Source organism: Leclercia sp. UBA5958 (assembly GCF_002430365.1).
Classification (GTDB): Bacteria; Pseudomonadota; Gammaproteobacteria; order Enterobacterales; family Enterobacteriaceae; genus Enterobacter; species Enterobacter pneumoniae.
In genome coordinates this window covers 517,586-534,293 of sequence record NZ_DJCE01000001.1, presented here as the reverse complement: position 1 = coordinate 534,293, position 16,708 = coordinate 517,586, and the positions used below count along the sequence as shown (strand labels likewise).

13 protein-coding genes are annotated in these 16,708 nt (G+C 57.9%); 5 read left to right on the top strand and 8 right to left on the bottom strand.

The window, feature by feature from the left end; translation table 11 throughout:
• Positions 1 to 110: 110 nt before the first annotated feature.
• The 4 genes from B2Q93_RS02650 to nhoA all read left to right on the top strand — a co-directional run bounded on the left by B2Q93_RS02650 (position 111) and on the right by nhoA (position 4,381).
• A complete protein-coding gene (locus B2Q93_RS02650) occupies positions 111 to 803 on the top strand; it encodes an ABC transporter ATP-binding protein (protein ID WP_286931739.1) in 693 nt (230 codons plus the stop codon).
• On the top strand, positions 800 to 1,768 hold the full coding sequence (locus B2Q93_RS02645) for an ABC transporter substrate-binding protein (protein ID WP_040075619.1): 969 nt from the start codon (positions 800 to 802) through the stop codon (positions 1,766 to 1,768). The genes B2Q93_RS02650 and B2Q93_RS02645 overlap by 4 nt, the downstream gene beginning before the upstream one ends.
• A 38-nt stretch (positions 1,769 to 1,806) precedes the next feature.
• On the top strand, positions 1,807 to 3,462 hold the full coding sequence (locus tag B2Q93_RS02640; protein WP_286931738.1) for an ABC transporter permease: 1,656 nt from the start codon (positions 1,807 to 1,809) through the stop codon (positions 3,460 to 3,462).
• Between the two features lie 73 nt (positions 3,463 to 3,535).
• Positions 3,536 to 4,381, top strand: coding sequence for an N-hydroxyarylamine O-acetyltransferase (gene nhoA, locus B2Q93_RS02635; protein WP_286931737.1), 846 nt, complete (start codon positions 3,536 to 3,538; stop codon positions 4,379 to 4,381).
• A gap of 29 nt (positions 4,382 to 4,410) precedes the next feature.
• Here the strand turns inward: nhoA and narI are convergent, their stop codons facing one another.
• The 6 genes from narI to B2Q93_RS02605 form a co-directional block, all read right to left on the bottom strand.
• Positions 4,411 to 5,091 carry a respiratory nitrate reductase subunit gamma gene (gene narI, locus B2Q93_RS02630; protein WP_212476028.1) on the bottom strand — a complete coding sequence of 227 codons (681 nt, stop codon included), beginning with the start codon at positions 5,089 to 5,091 and terminating at the stop codon, positions 4,411 to 4,413.
• Entirely contained in the window at positions 5,088 to 5,783 is a 696-nt protein-coding gene (gene narW / locus B2Q93_RS02625; RefSeq protein WP_212476029.1) for a nitrate reductase molybdenum cofactor assembly chaperone, read from the bottom strand. The genes narI and narW overlap by 4 nt, the downstream gene beginning before the upstream one ends.
• Complete coding sequence (gene narH, locus B2Q93_RS02620) at positions 5,783 to 7,327, bottom strand: nitrate reductase subunit beta (RefSeq protein WP_207293762.1); 1,545 nt, start codon at positions 7,325 to 7,327, stop codon at positions 5,783 to 5,785. Before narH ends, narW begins: the two co-directional genes overlap by 1 nt.
• Entirely contained in the window at positions 7,324 to 11,064 is a 3,741-nt protein-coding gene (locus B2Q93_RS02615) for a nitrate reductase subunit alpha (RefSeq protein WP_286931736.1), read from the bottom strand. The genes narH and B2Q93_RS02615 overlap by 4 nt, the downstream gene beginning before the upstream one ends.
• Positions 11,065 to 11,132: 68 nt before the next feature.
• Positions 11,133 to 12,524 (bottom strand): NarK family nitrate/nitrite MFS transporter, encoded by a 1,392-nt coding sequence (locus tag B2Q93_RS02610; RefSeq protein ID WP_040075627.1) that lies wholly within the window; start codon positions 12,522 to 12,524, stop codon positions 11,133 to 11,135.
• Positions 12,525 to 12,726: 202 nt separating this feature from the next.
• Entirely contained in the window at positions 12,727 to 13,302 is a 576-nt protein-coding gene (locus tag B2Q93_RS02605) for a TetR family transcriptional regulator (protein WP_046885414.1), read from the bottom strand.
• A 116-nt stretch (positions 13,303 to 13,418) separates the two neighbouring features.
• On the opposite strand from B2Q93_RS02605, the gene B2Q93_RS02600 reads away from it, so the two are divergent.
• On the top strand, positions 13,419 to 14,909 hold the full coding sequence (locus tag B2Q93_RS02600) for an MFS transporter (RefSeq protein WP_286931735.1): 1,491 nt from the start codon (positions 13,419 to 13,421) through the stop codon (positions 14,907 to 14,909).
• A gap of 74 nt (positions 14,910 to 14,983) precedes the next feature.
• Here B2Q93_RS02600 and B2Q93_RS02595 read toward each other — a convergent pair whose 3' ends face one another.
• Both B2Q93_RS02595 and B2Q93_RS02590 read right to left on the bottom strand, forming a co-directional pair.
• On the bottom strand, positions 14,984 to 16,210 hold the full coding sequence (locus B2Q93_RS02595) for a Zn-dependent hydrolase (RefSeq protein WP_286931734.1): 1,227 nt from the start codon (positions 16,208 to 16,210) through the stop codon (positions 14,984 to 14,986).
• Positions 16,207 to 16,692, bottom strand: coding sequence for an L-2-amino-thiazoline-4-carboxylic acid hydrolase (locus B2Q93_RS02590; protein ID WP_040075631.1), 486 nt, complete (start codon positions 16,690 to 16,692; stop codon positions 16,207 to 16,209). The genes B2Q93_RS02595 and B2Q93_RS02590 overlap by 4 nt, the downstream gene beginning before the upstream one ends.
• Positions 16,693 to 16,708 lie beyond the last annotated feature (16 nt).

Here is a 16,708-nt window from a genome sequence, read left to right as displayed (position 1 = left end):
GCCATTAAACCTCTGAAGCGCAGACAAAATCAATACGCAACATTTTGTTCATGGTTTCGTCACATAGCCCCCCTACAGTGACGGCACTAAATCCCAAAGAGGATAACAATATGCTCACCCCCATCACGCTCAAAGGCGTCTCGTATGCGTTTGGCGCGAATACCGTATTAAACCAAATCGATCTGCACATCGAGGCGGGTAGCGTGGTTGCGCTGCTCGGATCCTCGGGCTGTGGAAAAAGCACGCTGTTACGTCTGCTGGCCGGGTTAACCCACCCGCTGCAGGGCGATATCCATTTCGGCGATCGTCAGGTGGCGAGGGCAGGCTGGTCGTTACCGCCCGAGGCCCGCGATATCGGCATGGTCTTCCAGGACTACGCGCTCTGGCCCCATATGACGGTGGCGCAGAACGTGGCGTTTCCACTGAAGATGCGCAATGTCTCAGGCAGCGCGCGTGACGATCGCGTCGCGCAGGCTTTACGACGCGTGGGTCTGGCCGACTTTGCCGACCGCAAACCCGCCGGGCTCTCCGGTGGGCAGCAGCAGCGCGTCGCCCTGGCCCGCGCCATTGTCGCCGAACCCCGGGTACTGCTCTTTGACGAGCCGCTCTCCAACCTCGATAGCGAACTGCGCGAATCTCTCTGCCTGGAGATGGCGTCGCTACTGCGCCAGCTTGGCACCACCGCCGTTTACGTTACGCATGACCGCCGTGAAGCCGAGATTCTGGCCGATCGCATCGTGCACCTTTCTGCTGGCAGCGTCGCTGCCGATCGTTTGATTCAATCCTCAGGGGAGTTTGCATGAAAATTACACTGTCCGTAAAAAAAGGAGTGCTGGTAGCCATGGCATTATCGTCCGTCATGATGTCGAGCGCCCACGCGCTCACCCTCTATACTGCCGGGCCGGGATCGCTGGCGAAGAACCTTGCAAGCGGCTTTGAAAAGAAAACCGGCGTGAAGGTGGATATCTTCCAGGCCACTACCGGTAAAGTGATGGCGCGCCTCGAAGCGGAGCAGGCGAACCCGCAGGCCGACATTCTGATCTCCGCCTCCTGGGATACGGCGGAAGATCTGCATAACCGCGGCTGGCTGTTGCCGTACCAGAGCGCCAACGCTGAACACGTGCCCGCCGACCTGAAATCTACCGATTTCGTGGCCCAGGGGGTATCGGCGCTGGGCATCGTCTGGAACACCAAAAGCGGCACCCCGGAGCCGAAGGAGTGGCAGGACCTGACCACCGACGCCTTCAAAGATAAAGTGACGACGCCAGACCCGGCGCTGTCAGGCGCCTCTCTCGATCTGCTGATCGGGTTACAAAATGGGATGGGCGATAAGGCCTGGTCGCTATTTGATAACCTGAAGAAGAACGGCATGGTGGTTAGCGGCCCGAACGCTCAGGCGGTCACCCCGGTCATGCAGGGGGCAAAAGCGGCAGTATTTGGCGCGGTGGATTACGTCTCTTACGGCAATATTCACCAGGGGGAATCTCTGAAGGTGATCTTCCCGGCCAGCGGCACGGTCATTGCCCCACGCCCGATGATGATCCTCAAATCTACCCCGCATGCGGATGACGCGAAAGCTTTCGTTGATTATGTGTTGTCGCCGGAAGGCCAGGCGATGGTGGCCGACGCCTGGCTGATGCCAGCCCGCGAAGACATCAAGGCGAAACGCCCGCTGCTGAACGAACTGAATATCCTGCCGACCAAAAGCGACGGCAGCAGCGAGCGCAGCGCCATTCTGAAGCGTTTTAACACGCTCTTCTCTCTGTAACTTTTCCGACGGGGGCAACCCCGTCTTCAGGATCGCGTGTGAAACACTCCTTTCTTTCAGGGGCGACGCTGGCCATGCTGATGGTACTGGTGGCGCTTCCGCTACTGTTTATTGTGCTACAGGCGGTCTTCCCGCAATTTAGCGCTGGCTCTTTTTCGGCCGCCTTTGGTGGCGTACGTCAACTGCTGGCCGAGCCGCAGCTCCCGGGGATGCTGGGGGGAACTCTGCAGATCGCCCTGGGCGTGGCGCTGGTCAGCGCGCTGATTGGTTTTCCGCTGGGAGTCGCGCGCGGGCTACTGACGTTGCCGCTGCCGCGCCTGTGGGATCTGCTCTTCCTGATCCCCTTTTTAACGCCGCCCTATATCGCGGCCTTGTCATGGATGCTGGTCCTGCAGAGTAATGGCTACCTGCAACAGCTAACGGGTATCAATCTGAACGATCTGCTGTTCAGTAAAACCGGTATTGTGCTGGTGATGGCGCTCAATATCTTCCCGGTAGTCTATTTTGCCGTCTCGCGCAGTCTGCTGGCCAGTGGGCAGCGGCTGGCGTGGGTTGCGCGGGTGCATGGTGCCAGCGCAGGGCGGGCCTTCTGGCATATCACGCTGCCCTTGCTTTCACCTGCGCTGGCGGCAGGCATGCTGCTCTCGTTTACGCTGGCGATTGAAGAGTACGGCGTGCCGGCGGCGCTGGGCACGCGGGCAGGGGTGTTGATGCTGACCACCGATATCGAGAAAAAGCTGGCCGACTGGCCTATCGATCTCTCGGGGGCATCGATGTTGTCCGTGGTACTGGTGGCGATCGCGCTCTTCGCCTGGGCGTTGCAGAAAAAGCTAACGGGCCAGCACGACGTAACCAGCGTTACGGGTAAGCCGACAGAGAACAGAGGGGCGGATGCCGGGATCTTTATATTACCCGTCGTCGTGCTGATGGGGCTGATTGGGCTGATTGCTGTGGTGCTGCCCGCGGCCTCGATGGCGCTTTCAGGCGTGCTCGGCACCTTATCGGCGGGTGTCACTGCGGATAACGTGACGTGGTCACATTACGCGGCACTCTTTAGCCAGCAGGGAGATGCCCTGGCTGCGCTGGGTACCAGCCTGTCGCTGGCGCTGGGAACGGCGTGCATTACCGGGCTACTGGGGCTGCTAGCCGCCTGGCTGGTGGTGGTGCAAAAAATCAGAGGCCGGGCGCTGGTGGATGCGTTATCCCTGATGCCCGCCGCGCTGCCAGGCATTGTGGTAGGTGTGGGGCTTATTTTACTGTGGAACCGCACCTTCTGGCCGCTATCACCTTATAACAGCTGGGTCATACTGCTGCTCTCTTACTGCTGCCTGCTATTACCCTGGCCGGTTCGCTACATTGGCAGTGCGCTGCGCCAGTTGGGTGGTAATCTCGAACCGGCGGCGCGGGTACACGGCGCGTCGGCGCTGCAGGCGCTACGTTTTATCGTGATACCGCTGGTGTCACCGGCCATGCTGGCGGCGATGTTGATGGTCTTCGCCATTGCCTCTCGCGAGCTGGTGACATCGCTATTACTGGCCCCGGCGGGGACGCAGACCGTCTCGGTCTTTATCTGGCGCCAGTTCGAACAAGGCTCGATTGGCCAGGGAATGGCGATGGCCACCCTGACGTTAGTGACCGGACTGATATTGATGCTGAGCGCGCTGGGTATCATGCAGCGCACGACGGGACGCTAAAAAAGCACTTTTACGCAGGTGGCGACGCAAAAATAGTTTATAAACAGGGAACATCATTGCAAGGAAGTTCACTATGTCTCCATTTCTGACTGCGTATTTCGCCCGCACGGGCTGGCAACAGCCCGCGATCCCGGATATCGACACCCTGCGCGGGCTGCATCTCCACCATAACTGCAGCATTCCGTTTGAGAATCTTGACGTGGTGTTGCCACGCGAGATCCAGCTCGACGAGGAGAGCGTGCAAGACAAACTGGTTACCGCCCGTCGCGGTGGGTACTGCTTTGAGCAGAACGGACTCTTCGAGCGCGTGCTGCGTGAGGTGGGTTTTACGGTCCGCAGCCTGCTGGGCCGTGTGGTGCTGGCGAATCCGCCGCAAATGCCGCCGCGTACCCACCGACTGTTGCTGGTTGAGCTAAACGGCGACCGCTGGATTGCCGACGTGGGCTTTGGCGGCCAGACGTTGACCGCGCCGGTTCGCCTGATTGCCGACCTGGAGCAGCCCACGCCGCACGGCATGTACCGCCTGCAGAACGAGGGGGATAACTGGGCCTTACAGGTTCACCATCACGATCGCTGGCAGTCGATGTACCAGTTCGATCTCGCAGAGCAGCATTTCAATGACTATGTGATGGGCAATTTCTGGTCGGCTCACTGGCCGCAATCGCATTTTCGCCATCACCTGCTGATGTGCCGACACCTGCCCGAGGGGGGCAAACTGACCTTAACCAATTTTAATTTCACCCGCTGGCAGGGGGCGCTGGCGGTTGAGCAGCGTCATCTCGCCGATGCCGCCGAGCTGTATCAGGTATTGCAGGAGCAGTTTGGGCTGGGGGTATCTGATCCGAAAAACGGTTTTTCACTGGCCGAGCTGACGGCGGTGATGGCGGGGTTCGAGACGCATCCGCAGGCAGGGAAATAGCCGGGTGGCGGCGACGCCACCCGTATAAATTAGCGCCGTGACCGAACAACCTGATACCGGCGGGTGAAATATTCAAACGGCGCGCTCCACACATGCACCAGACGGGTGAAGGGGAAGATCAGGAAAATGGTCATCCCCAGCACCAGATGCACACGGAAGATAAAGTCCACGCCGTTAAGCATCTCCGATGAGCCGCCGCGGAAAGTGACGATACCCTGCGCCCAGCCCACCAGTTTCATCATCTCGCTGCCGTCCGGAAAACGGGCGGAGAAGGGAATCGTGCTCAACCCCAGAATGCACTGAAGCAGTAAAATACTCATGATGATGATGTCCGGCGTGGTGGAGGTGGCGCGCACCCGCTGGTTAAACAGCCGGCGGTAGAGCAGCATTGACCCACCAATCAGCGTTAACACACCGCACACGCCCCCGGCGAACATGGCCAACTGCTGTTTCACGGCGATAGGTAAAAACCAGGCGTACATCCAGTGCGGGGTCAGCATCCCGAAAAGGTGGCCGAAGAAGATCCCCAGAATACCGATATGAAACAGGTTAGAGGCCCAGTTCATGCCGCGCTTGCTCAGCATCTGGCTCGACGAGGCACGCCAGGTGTACTGACCATAGTCATAACGCAGCCAGCTTCCGAGGAAGAAGACGGTGGCGCAAATATAGGGATAGATGTCATAGAAAAACACGTTCAGGTAGTGCGTCATTTGGGGCCTCCGGCGCCGACGTCCACGTACTGCGGTGCAACGTCCTGGCTAAAGCGTCGTTGATATTGCTGCATCGGCGAACTGTCGCACGACGTGGCGTTGTCTTCGATAAACTTCACCTGCTCTTCTTCCCACACCGCATCCAGCGCCTGACGGGTGTCATCACGCTTCTCGGTGGCAACCTGTGCCGCTACGCTATCGCTGGAAAGCCGGGTTTCGGCCAGTCGTAGCAGAGCGTCAAACAGCTGATAATGGGCAACGTCGCGCTGCTTCAGTCGCCCACCAATCAGCGCCAGGATCGGGGCGACGTTCTGCAGCCCATCGCGCGCTTCCGCTTCGCCCACAATACTGAGATATTCCAGATAAAGGGGCAGATAATCGGGGAGCTCCCGGCAATCCAGCTGCAAACCAACCTTCTCGTACTGCGCCATCAGGTCGACCATCGCCTGGCCACGATCCCGCGACTCCGCGTGCACATGTTCAAACAGCAGCAGCGAGGTGGCCCGGCCACGTTCAAACACTTCGCACCACTCGGCCTGCCTGTCCAGCAGCGGGGCGCTGAGATAAGTTCGCGTAAAGGGCAATAGCGTGGGGGCATCCTGGGCAATGAGATCTAACGCCTCATCGCGGTTCTCCCATAACATCTCGTCGGGATACTCCATTAACAGCGCAATGATTTTCAGAATCCGCATTACTCTCCCTCCCCGTGTTCACGCACCTCGGTAATATTGATGGCGTCGATACGGCTACTGTTGAAGAGGTTGAATTTGGTGTCTGAGCCATGGCAGCCATCGCCGAAGGTAAAGCCGCAGCCGTTCTTCTCGGGGAAGGCATCACGGGCCATTTCACGGTGGCTGGTGGGGATCACGAAGCGATCTTCGTAGTTGGCAATGGCGAGATAGCGATACATCTCTTCCACCTGTTCGACCGTCAACCCGACCTCTTCAATGGCGCGGGTATCGGTCACGCCTTCCACGGTTTGTGAACGTTTGTAATGGCGCATGGCCATCATCCGCTTCAGGGCGCGCAGCACCGGGCCGGTATCGCCCGCGCTCAGCATATTTGCCAGATACTGGACCGGGATACGCAGGCTCTCCACGGCGGGGAGCACGCCGTCGGTTTTGGGCAGGCCGCCCGCATCGGCGTAGGACTGAATCGGTGACAGCGGCGGCACATACCAGACCATCGGCAGGGTACGGTATTCCGGGTGCAGCGGCAGGGCCAGCTTCCAGTCCATCGCCATCTTGTAAACCGGCGAGCGCTGGGCAGCGTCAATCACATTCTGCGGAATACCTTGCTTAACGGCCTCTTCGATCACCGCCGGATCGTGCGGATCTAAAAAGACATCGCACTGGCGCTCATAGAGATCGGTGACATGTTCGGTGCTGGCCGCCTCCTCAATGCGATCCGCGTCGTAAAGCAGCACGCCGAGATAGCGAATACGCCCGACGCAGGTCTCTGAGCAGACCGTCGGCTGGCCGGATTCAATACGCGGGTAGCAGAAGATACATTTTTCTGACTTACCGCTTTTCCAGTTGAAGTAGATTTTTTTGTACGGGCAGCCGCTGATGCACAGACGCCAGCCGCGGCACTTATCCTGGTCAATGAGCACGATGCCATCTTCTTCGCGTTTATAGATGGCGCCGCTGGGGCAGGTAGCGACGCAGCTTGGGTTCAGGCAGTGCTCGCACAGGCGCGGCAGGTACATCATGAAGGTGTTTTCAAACTGGCCGTACATCTCTTTCTGCATCTTGTCGAAGTTGCGGTCGCGGGCGCGCTTTTCGAACTCACCGCCGAGCAGCTCTTCCCAGTTTGGCCCCCACTTGATTTTATCCATCCGCTTGCCGTCAATCAGCGAGCGTGGACGGGCGGTAGGTAAGTGATCTCCCTGCGGGGCGCGGTGCAGATCCTGGTAGTCAAAGGTGAAGGGTTCGTAATAGTCGTCAATCTGCGGTAAGACCGGGTTGGCGAAGATTTTCGACAGCACCCCCATTTTGCCGCCGAGGCGGGGAGTGAGCTTGCCGGTGATACCGCGGATCCAGCCGCCTTGCCACTCCTCCTGGTCTTCCCAGTTTTTGGGGTAGCCGATGCCCGGCTTGGTCTCAACGTTGTTAAACCAGGCATACTCCATCCCTTCACGCCCGGTCCAGACGTTTTTGCAAGTGACCGAGCAGGTATGACAGCCAATACACTTATCAAGGTTCAGTACCATGCCAACCTGTGAGCGGATCTTCATTTTTTCGCCTCCTGTACCTGGTCCCGACCTTCACCATCCAGCCAGTTAATGTTTTTCATTTTGCGGATCATGATGAACTCATCGCGGTTCGACCCGACGGTGCCGTAGTAGTTAAAGCCGTAGGCCAACTGCGCGTAACCGCCGATCATGTGGGTCGGTTTCGGGCAGATGCGGGTGACAGAGTTATGAATACCGCCGCGTCGGCCAGTCACTTCCGAACCTGGAATGTTCAGAATGCGCTCCTGGGCGTGGTACATCATGGTCATGCCCGGCGGCACGCGCTGGCTCACTACGGCGCGAGCGGTGAGGGCGCCGTTGGCATTAAATGCCTCGATCCAGTCGTTATCCTCAATACCCAGCTCCCGGGCATCCGTTTCGCTTATCCAGACAATCGGACCACCGCGCGACAGGGTCTGCATCAGCAGGTTTTCGCTGTAGGTCGAGTGGATGCCCCATTTCTGGTGCGGCGTCAGGAAGTTCAGCGCTTTCTCCGGGAAGCCGTTCGGCGGAATGTCACGCATGTGCGTCACGCTACGGGTATCTATTGGCGGACGATAAACCACCAGACTTTCGCCGAAGGCGCGCATCCACAGGTGATCCTGATAAAGCTGCTGGCGACCCGAGAGAGTGCGCCACGGAATCAGCTCATGGACGTTGGTGTAACCGGCGTTGTAAGAGACATGTTCGCTCTCGAGGCCGGACCAGGTGGGGCTGGAGATAATCTTGCGCGGTTGCGCCTGAATATCGCGGAAGCGGATTTTTTCATCCTCTTTATTCAGCGCCAGGTGGGTATGATCCCGTCCGGTCAGCTGCCCCAGGGCTTCCCAGGCTTTTACGGCAACCTGACCGTTGGTTTCCGGGGCGAGGGCGAGGATCACCTCTGAAGCGTCGATGGCGGTTTCGATACGCGGGCGGCCTTTCGCCGGGCCATCAAGCTTGACGTAGTTCAGCTTGCCGAGGAAATCGATCTCTTTCTCGGTGTTCCACGAAATGCCTTTCCCGCCGTTGCCCAGTTTATCCAGCAGCGGACCGAGGGCGGTGAAGCGCTCGTAGGTTTCCGGGTAGTTACGTTCCACCACCGCAATGGAGGGGGCAGTCTTGCCGGGAACCAGCTCACACTCGCCTTTGCGCCAGTCCTGAATATCAAAAGGCTGCGAGAGCTCCGCCGGGGAGTCATGCTGCAGGGGTTGCAGCACCACATCGGTTTCGGTACCGAGATGGCCCACGCAGACTTCTGAGAAAACTTTAGCGAGCCCTTTGTAAATCTCCCAGTCGCTGCGGGACTCCCAGGCGGGGTCAACGGCGGCCGAAAGCGGATGAATAAACGGATGCATATCCGAGGTATTCATGTCGTCTTTCTCGTACCAGGTGGCGGTCGGCAGGACAATATCCGAGAACAGGCAGGTGCTGGACATGCGGAAATCGAGGGTCACCAGCAGGTCAAGCTTCCCTTCGATGGCGGGGGTCTGCCACTCTACCTCTTCCGGTTTCACATCATCCGTCGAGCCCAGATCTTCGCCCTGAATCCCGCTCTCGGTCCCCAGCAGGTATTTCAGCATGTACTCGTGGCCTTTACCGGAGGAGCCCAGCAGGTTAGAGCGCCAGACGAACAGGTTACGCGGATGGTTTTTACCGTTATCCGGCTGCTCGCAGGCAAAGCGGACGTCGCCCGATTTTAGCCCCTGCACGGTGTACTCCTGCGGCGTCATGCCGGCAGCATCGGCGCGGGCTTTAATATGCAGCGGATTAAGATTGAGCTGCGGGGCGGAGGGGAGCCAGCCCATACGCTCCGCGCGGACGTTGAAGTCGATCAGGTGCCCGGTAAACTGCCCCGGATCCGCGAGCGGCGAAAGCAGCTCCTGCGCCGTCAGCTTTTCATAGCGCCACTGGCTGGCGTGGTTATAAAAATAGGAGGTGCTGTTCATCTGGCGCGGCGGACGGTTCCAGTCCAGGGCAAAAGCCAGCGGCAGCCAGCCGGTTTGCGGACGCAGTTTCTCCTGGCCCACATAGTGCGACCAGCCGCCACCGCTCTGGCCTACGCAGCCGCAGAAGACCAGCATATTGATCATCCCCCGGTAGTTCATATCCATGTGATACCAGTGGTTCACCCCGGCGCCGAGAATGATCATCGAGCGGCCATGGGTTTTATTGGCGGTATCGGCAAATTCCCGGGCGATCTGTTCGATATGGTGGCGCGGCACGCCGGTGATCTGCTCGCCCCAGGCCGGGGTGTAAGCTTTTATCTCTGCGTAATCGGTGGCGGCGTTGCTGTCGTCCAGCCCACGGTCGAGGCCATAGTTGGCCAGCACCAGGTCATAGACGCTGACCACCTGTTTGGTGGTGCCGTCTGCCAGAGTCAGCGTTTTTGCCGGTACTTTGCGCAGTAACACCGGCTCCTGCTTCACGCTGCGGAAATGGGGATTTTCGTTGCCGCCAAAGTAGGGGAACGCCACGTTCGCGACGCGATCGTGGGTGATCAGCAGCGAGAGCGTTAGCTCCGTCTCCTGGCCTGCCGCAAGAGGTTCCAGGTTCCATTTGCCTTTTTCTCCCCAGCGGAAACCAATAGAGCCATTTGGCGCCACCAGTTCACCGGCCAGGGTAAAGGCAACGGTCTTCCACTCCGGATTATTGGCCTCTCCCAGCCCGTCGGCGAGGTCCGAGGCGCGCAGCATCCGGCCTGGCACATGGGTCCCGTCCTCACGCTCATCGAGCATCACCAGCATCGGCATGTCGGTGTAGCGACGACAGTAGTTCAGGAAGTAGTCGCTGGGGTTATCGAGGTGGAACTCTTTCAGAATGACATGGCCCATCGCCATGGCCAGCGCGCTGTCGGTACCCTGTTTAGGGGCAAGCCACTGATCGCTAAGCTTTGCCACTTCCGAAAAATCAGGGGTGATGGCGATGGTTTTGGTGCCTTTGTAGCGCACTTCGGTAAAGAAGTGGGCGTCCGGGGTACGCGTCTGCGGCACGTTGGAACCCCAGGCGATGATGTAGCCGGAGTTGTACCAGTCGGCCGATTCCGGCACGTCGGTCTGCTCGCCCCAGGTCATCGGCGAAGCGGGAGGAAGGTCGCAATACCAGTCGTAGAAACTGAGACAGGTACCGCCCAGCAATGACAAATAGCGGGTGCCGGCGGCGTAGGAGACCATCGACATCGCCGGGATGGGCGAGAACCCCGCCACGCGGTCGGGGCCGTAGTTTTTGATGGTCCAGACGTTGGCGGCGGCAATCAGTTGATTGAGCTCCTTCCAGCCCGATCGAATAAATCCGCCTTTCCCACGTGCCTGTTTGTAGCGCTGGCATTTCACCGGGTCGCTCTGGATGGCATCCCACGCCAGCACCGGGTCGCCATGCTGCGCCAGCGCTTCACGCCAGAGTTCAATCAGGGCGCGGCGCACCAGGGGGTACTTAAGGCGGTTTGCGCTATAGAGATACCAGGAGTAGCTGGCACCGCGCGGGCAGCCTCGCGGCTCATGGTTAGGCAGGTCGGGGCGGGTGCGGGGATAGTCGGTCTGCTGGGTCTCCCAGGTCACCAGGCCATTTTTAACGTAAATTTTCCAGCTACAGGAGCCGGTACAGTTAACCCCGTGGGTGGATCGCACAATCTTATCGAACTGCCAGCGCTGACGATAGCTGTCCTCCCAGTCACGGTTGGTGTGGTACACCTGTCCGTGCCCATCGGCGAAACTGTCGCCTTTTTGTTTGAAGTAACGGAAGCGATCCAACAATTTACTCATGACGTCTCTCCTGACGGGGCGACTCCCGCCCCGTGGTTACACTGCTCATAACGTAATTAATGGCATGTTTATGATTTGATGTGCTTTTGACGGCGGCCATACACCAGCCAGGTGATGAATACACAGACGATGTAAAAGACGAGGAACACTTTCATCGCGCCTACCGGGGACCCGGTCATTGCCAGCGAGGTGCCGAAGGCCTTCGGAATGAAGAACCCGCCGACTGCGCCAATGGCGGAGATAAAGCCCAGCGCGGCAGCGGTGTCAGTTACGGCCTCTTGTTGCGCCTGCTGTTCACTACCGCCGCGCAATTTCACTTTATAAATCGTAATTTGCCGAAAGATGACGGCGATCATCTGGAAGGTCGATCCGCTGCCCAGCCCGGCGGTGAGGAACAGCCCCATAAAGACGATGTAGAAGGCGGTAAAGTTGCCGGAGCCTGAGCCCGGTAGGGTGAAGAACAGCAGGGCGGTGAAGATCGCCATCAGAACAAAGTTCACCAGCGTCACGCGCACGCCGCCGAGTTTGTCAGAGACCACGCCGCCGGCCGATCGCGCCAGCGCCCCTATTAGCGGACCGAAGAAGGCGAGGTGCAGAATATTCACATCGGGGAACTGCGTTTTTGAGAGCATCGCAAAACCGGCGGAAAAGCCGATAAACGAGCCGAAGGTAGCAAGATAGAGCAGGCTCAACAGCCAGAGGTGCGGCTGTTTCAGTACCGGTAACTGACTGGCAATCGAGGCCTTAGAACTGGCGATATCGTTCATGCCAAAAAAGGCGGCAAGGGTTGCCAGCACCAGCAGCGGTACCCATATCCAGGCCGCGTTGGCCAGCGACAGGAGAGAGCCGTCCTCCTGCGGCACGCCGTGCACGCCGAGGAAGGTAAACATCGGCAGGAATATCACGACCGGAGCGACCATTTGCATGACGCTCACGCCCAGATTACCCAGCCCGCCGTTGATACCCAGCGCGCTGCCCTGTTTCGCTTTCGGGAAGAAGAAGCTGATGTTGCCCATGCTGGAGGCAAAGTTCGCCCCGGCGAAACCACACAGCAGCGCGATGATAATAAATACCCAGTACGGAGTAGCGTTATTCTGTACGGCGATGCCCAGCCAGACGCAGGGAACAATCAGTATTACGGTGCTCAATACCGTCCAGTAGCGACCACCAAAAATAGGCACCATAAAGGAGTAGGGGACGCGTAATATTGCGCCTGAAAGAGAAGGGAGGGCCGTTAACATAAAGAGTTGATCGGTGGTGAAATTAAAACCCACCTTATTCAGGTTTACGCTCACCGCGCTAAATAACATCCAGACGCAGAAGGCTAAAAGTAAACAACTGACGGAGATCCATAAATTACGACGGGCGATATGTTTGCCTTTATTTTCCCAGAAGGCGGGGTTTTCGGGTTTCCAGTTGTTTAATAGATAATGATTATTCTTCTCATTAAGTTGTGACATATCGCCCTCTTAAATGTCCATAAACAGCAGAAAAAGCACCGGGAATCAGGCGGTTGCCTGCAGGTTTGTTCTCTTGAATTATCAGGAAATTTTGGGATATGTCTGAAAGGATAGATAAGAATGGGAATCCATGAGCAATGAAGGGTTAAGAAGCGTCTGCTTAAGTGTTACTAATTGTAAAATTATAATTTTGTAACGCGGTTTAATATAATTCCAGAGTAATGACTTTATGAAGATGCTTATTAAATGCAGCTTCATCCATACCAGCAATATTTAACATATATATTCCGTCTAAACCGCAAACCAGGCTTATCAATCGCCAGGCTATATTCTCTGGCGTGTCATGAAGATTAAAGACTTTTTCCTCTGCACCCGCTGCAATAATGGCTACCGTCTCCTTGTGCCACATCTCCATCGTCAGGACATAGGCACCTTTAATTTCTTCATCGCGGGCAGCAAGGATTTGCGCTTCGCGCCATAAACGGATGTAGGGTTCAAAGTGGCGGTCGTCGCTACCCAGCATGGCGTGAAGCTTGTCGTGCCAGCTGGCATCGGCGGGCACCACCTCTGCATCCAGCAGGTCGCGGATAAGATGAATGAAAGCCTGTGATTTTAACTCACCAATGCTGGCGAAATGGTGATGGACCTGGCCTGCGGCGACGTCGGCCTCGGCCGCGATACGTCGAACCGTCATGCTGGTTAATCCCTCACTTAATGCCACACGCATGGCGGCATGCAGGATCGCTTCCCGACGTTCATCCTTGTTTAAATAGGCCATTCTGTTCACCCTCAATCGCGACGCAACGAGTGTAACAAAAAGCTGGACAGTTGTTCAGCTTTCCGTAGGATCGCATTTCTGGACATGTGTCCAGGTTTGTAATGAAAAGGACATGTATGTTTCGTCAGTGGTTAGCGTTAGTGATAATCGTGCTGGTTTATATCCCTGTGGCCATTGATGCCACGGTACTGCACGTGGCGGCGCCGACATTAAGCATGACGCTGGGCGCCAGCGGCAACGAACTGCTGTGGATCATCGATATTTATTCGTTGGTCATGGCAGGTATGGTGCTGCCAATGGGGGCCCTGGGCGATCGTATCGGATTTAAACGCCTGTTAATGCTGGGCAGCGTGCTCTTTGGTCTCTCTTCCCTGTGGGCGGCAGCGTCCAGCTCTGCCGGCTGGCTGATTGCCGCGCGTGCCAGCCTGGCGATAGGGGCGGCGATGATTATTCCGGCTACCCTCGCCGGGATCCGCACGCTCTTTACCGAGGCGCGTCAACGCAACATTGCCCTCGGCGTCTGGGCCGCGGTAGGGTCAGGCGGCGCAGCCTTCGGGCCGCTGATTGGTGGGGCATTGCTGGAACACTTTTACTGGGGATCGGTCTTTCTCATTAACGTTCCTATCGTGGCGATTGTGGTGGTCCTGACGGCGCGTCTGGTGCCGCCGCAGCAGGGGCGCCCGGAGCAGCCGCTCAATATCAGTCACGCCATTATGTTGATAGTGGCAATCCTGTTGCTGGTGTTCAGTGCCAAAACCGCGCTGAAAGGGGCGCTCTCGCCCTGGATGGTTGCCACTACGCTGTTTATCGGGGCGATGCTGCTGTTTATATTTGTCCGCATCCAGCTGCGCGCCGCGATCCCCATGATCGATATGCGTCTTTTCGGCCACCGCATCATCCTGAGCGGGGTGGTGATGGCCATGACGGCGATGATTGCGCTGGTGGGATTTGAGCTATTAATGGCGCAGGAACTTCAGTTCGTGCATGGCTTTACCCCCTTCGACGCAGGCATGTTTATGCTGCCGGTGATGGTGGCCAGCGGATTTAGCGGGCCGATTGCGGGTGTGCTGGTGAGTAAGCTGGGGCTACGTATCGTTGCGGCCGGGGGAATGGGACTGAGCGCGCTGAGCTTTATCGGCCTGTCGATGCTCGATTTCAGTACTCAGCAGTGGCTGGCCTGGGGCTTAATGGTATTGCTCGGGTTCAGCGCGGCCAGCGCCTTGCTGGCATCGACCTCGGCCATTATGGCCGCCGCGCCGAAGGAGAAGGCTGCGGCCGCAGGCGCCATCGAGACCATGTCCTACGAACTGGGTGCCGGTCTGGGCATTGCTCTGTTTGGCTTGCTGCTTACCCGCAGTTTCTCCGCCGCGATTGCCTTACCGCAGGGGCTGGAGAGCAGGGTGGCAGAACAGGCCGCCTCGTCGATTGGCGAGGCGGTAAAAGTGGCGCAGGAGTTGCCACCGGCCCTGGCTGAGTCGGTCATCCAGGCGGCGAAAACGGCGTTTATCAGCTCCCATAGTGTGGCGCTGGGGAGTGCTGGCGGAATGTTGCTGTTACTTGCCATTGGCATCTGGTTTAGCCTGGCAAAGGTACCGCGTTCGGCATAACTTATTAGTTACAACATACTATTAGCTTTTGTTTTAATAAGGTTCCCCGGCCTGTGGCCGGGGAAAGTGCAAAACTAACACTCCTGCGCCGCACTCAACAGGCTATGCAGCAATACATTGGCCCCTTTCTCAGACCATGCCGGTAAAATCCGCTCCTCTTCGTTATGACTGATGCCCTTAACGCAGGGGATAAAGATCATACTCGCCGGGGCGATTTTACTGATGTAACAGGTATCATGACCGGCACCGGAAACCATCGGTTTTGCCGTATACCCCAGCGCTGTGACCGCCGCTTCACTGCGTGCCAGACAGTCGGCGTCAAACGTAATAGGGGCGTAGTCAAAAATGCGTTCTACATCAGCCCGCACGCCGCGGGCCGCCAGCCCCTCAGCGGCCTGTCGCAGCGACGCTTCCATTGCCGCCAGTGCTTCGCTGTCGGGATGACGAAACTCCACGCTGCACACTACGCGGGAAGGGACCACGTTTCGGGAGTTAGGGGTGACCTGCGCCATGCCGATAGTCGCTCGTCCATCTGGCGCATGCTGATAACCAATCGCCTCCACCTGCAGCGCCAGCTCCGCAAACGCGGTGAGGGCATCCCGACGGCTGTGCATCGGTGTCGTACCCGCATGTGCGGCAAATCCTTCGAGGGTGAGCGTAAACCAGCGCTGACCCATCGCCGCGCGAACCAGCCCGATATCTATGCCTTCATCTTCCAGGATCGGCCCCTGTTCAATATGCAGCTCATAGCATGCGTGAACCGGAAACGCGCGGGCGGGCAGTTCGCCCCGGTAACCGATAGCTTCCAGCGCCTCGCGGACGGTGATTTTTGCGCTGTCGCTCCGCGCGTAAGCGAACTCCTGCGTAAGTTGTCCGGACCAGACGCCAGAGGCCAGCATTGCCGGGGCAAAGCGGGCGCCTTCTTCATTGGTCCAGTTCACCAGTACGATATCGCGTTCCGTTTCCGTCTGGTTGTCATTCAGCGTACGTAGCACCTCCAGCCCGGCGAGAACGCCGTAAATGCCGTCGTAATTGCCTCCCAGCGGCTGTGAATCCACGTGCGAACCGGTCATCACCGGCGGGAGCGCGCGGTTTTTGCCCGCGCGGCGGATGAACATGTTGCCCATGCTATCCACATCGCAGCTGAATCCGGCCTCCAGAGCCCAGTCGCGCAGAAGGGTGCGCGCCATGCGATCCTCTTCGCTCAGGGCCAGACGGGTAACGCCGCCGGCAGGGGTTCCACCGATGTGTGCCATCGTTTCAAGCGTGGACCAGAGTCGCGCCGCATCGATGCGTATCATGCGTTGTCCTTTTTCTGGCTGCGGTAACGGAAGTCACAGCATTTACCGCCCTGCATGATGGTGGTAGTGCGGGTCAGCTTCACGTCAGGTGCATAGCCGACGATAAATTTCTCATCGCGGGCGCACGACAGCAGATGACCAATCTCCCCCAGCCCCATCTCGTGATACATCTCGGCGTAGCGGCAGCGTGTGACGTCGTAGTTGTACTGCTGGTCATCGGCGTCGATGACTTTTACCTCCAGCGCATTATCTTTTTCCCAAAGATACTGCAGGGCGATAAAGCTCTTAACATCCGCACCGTTCGGCTCTTTACTGGCAAACGACTTTCCCGCATCGATCGCGGCCTGCTCAATGGCCTCGCCGATCACCGCCTGCGCGCGCGTTTTGCCTATCTCACGCACCAGGATTTCGTAAATTGGTTTAATAATTTCTGCTTCAATTTTGCGGCGGGCGAGAATACCCAGCTCATTATTATTGCTCATCACATTGCCTCACTAC

Excerpts from the sequence above, each read along its gene's own strand:
- nhoA (WP_286931737.1), top strand. The coding sequence starts at position 3,536 with ATGTCTCCATTTCTGACTGCGTATTTCGCCCGCACGGGCTGGCAACAG.
- B2Q93_RS02650 (WP_286931739.1), top strand. The coding sequence starts at position 111 with ATGCTCACCCCCATCACGCTCAAAGGCGTCTCGTATGCGTTTGGCGCG.
- B2Q93_RS02615 (WP_286931736.1), bottom strand. The coding sequence starts at position 11,064 with ATGAGTAAATTGTTGGATCGCTTCCGTTACTTCAAACAAAAAGGCGAC.
- narI (WP_212476028.1), bottom strand. The coding sequence starts at position 5,091 with ATGACGCACTACCTGAACGTGTTTTTCTATGACATCTATCCCTATATT.
- B2Q93_RS02610 (WP_040075627.1), bottom strand. The coding sequence starts at position 12,524 with ATGTCACAACTTAATGAGAAGAATAATCATTATCTATTAAACAACTGG.
- narH (WP_207293762.1), bottom strand. The coding sequence starts at position 7,327 with ATGAAGATCCGCTCACAGGTTGGCATGGTACTGAACCTTGATAAGTGT.
- B2Q93_RS02600 (WP_286931735.1), top strand. The coding sequence starts at position 13,419 with ATGTTTCGTCAGTGGTTAGCGTTAGTGATAATCGTGCTGGTTTATATC.
- B2Q93_RS02645 (WP_040075619.1), top strand. The coding sequence starts at position 800 with ATGAAAATTACACTGTCCGTAAAAAAAGGAGTGCTGGTAGCCATGGCA.
- narW (WP_212476029.1), bottom strand. The coding sequence starts at position 5,783 with ATGCGGATTCTGAAAATCATTGCGCTGTTAATGGAGTATCCCGACGAG.
- B2Q93_RS02595 (WP_286931734.1), bottom strand. The coding sequence starts at position 16,210 with ATGATACGCATCGATGCGGCGCGACTCTGGTCCACGCTTGAAACGATG.
- B2Q93_RS02590 (WP_040075631.1), bottom strand. The coding sequence starts at position 16,692 with ATGAGCAATAATAATGAGCTGGGTATTCTCGCCCGCCGCAAAATTGAA.
- B2Q93_RS02605 (WP_046885414.1), bottom strand. The coding sequence starts at position 13,302 with ATGGCCTATTTAAACAAGGATGAACGTCGGGAAGCGATCCTGCATGCC.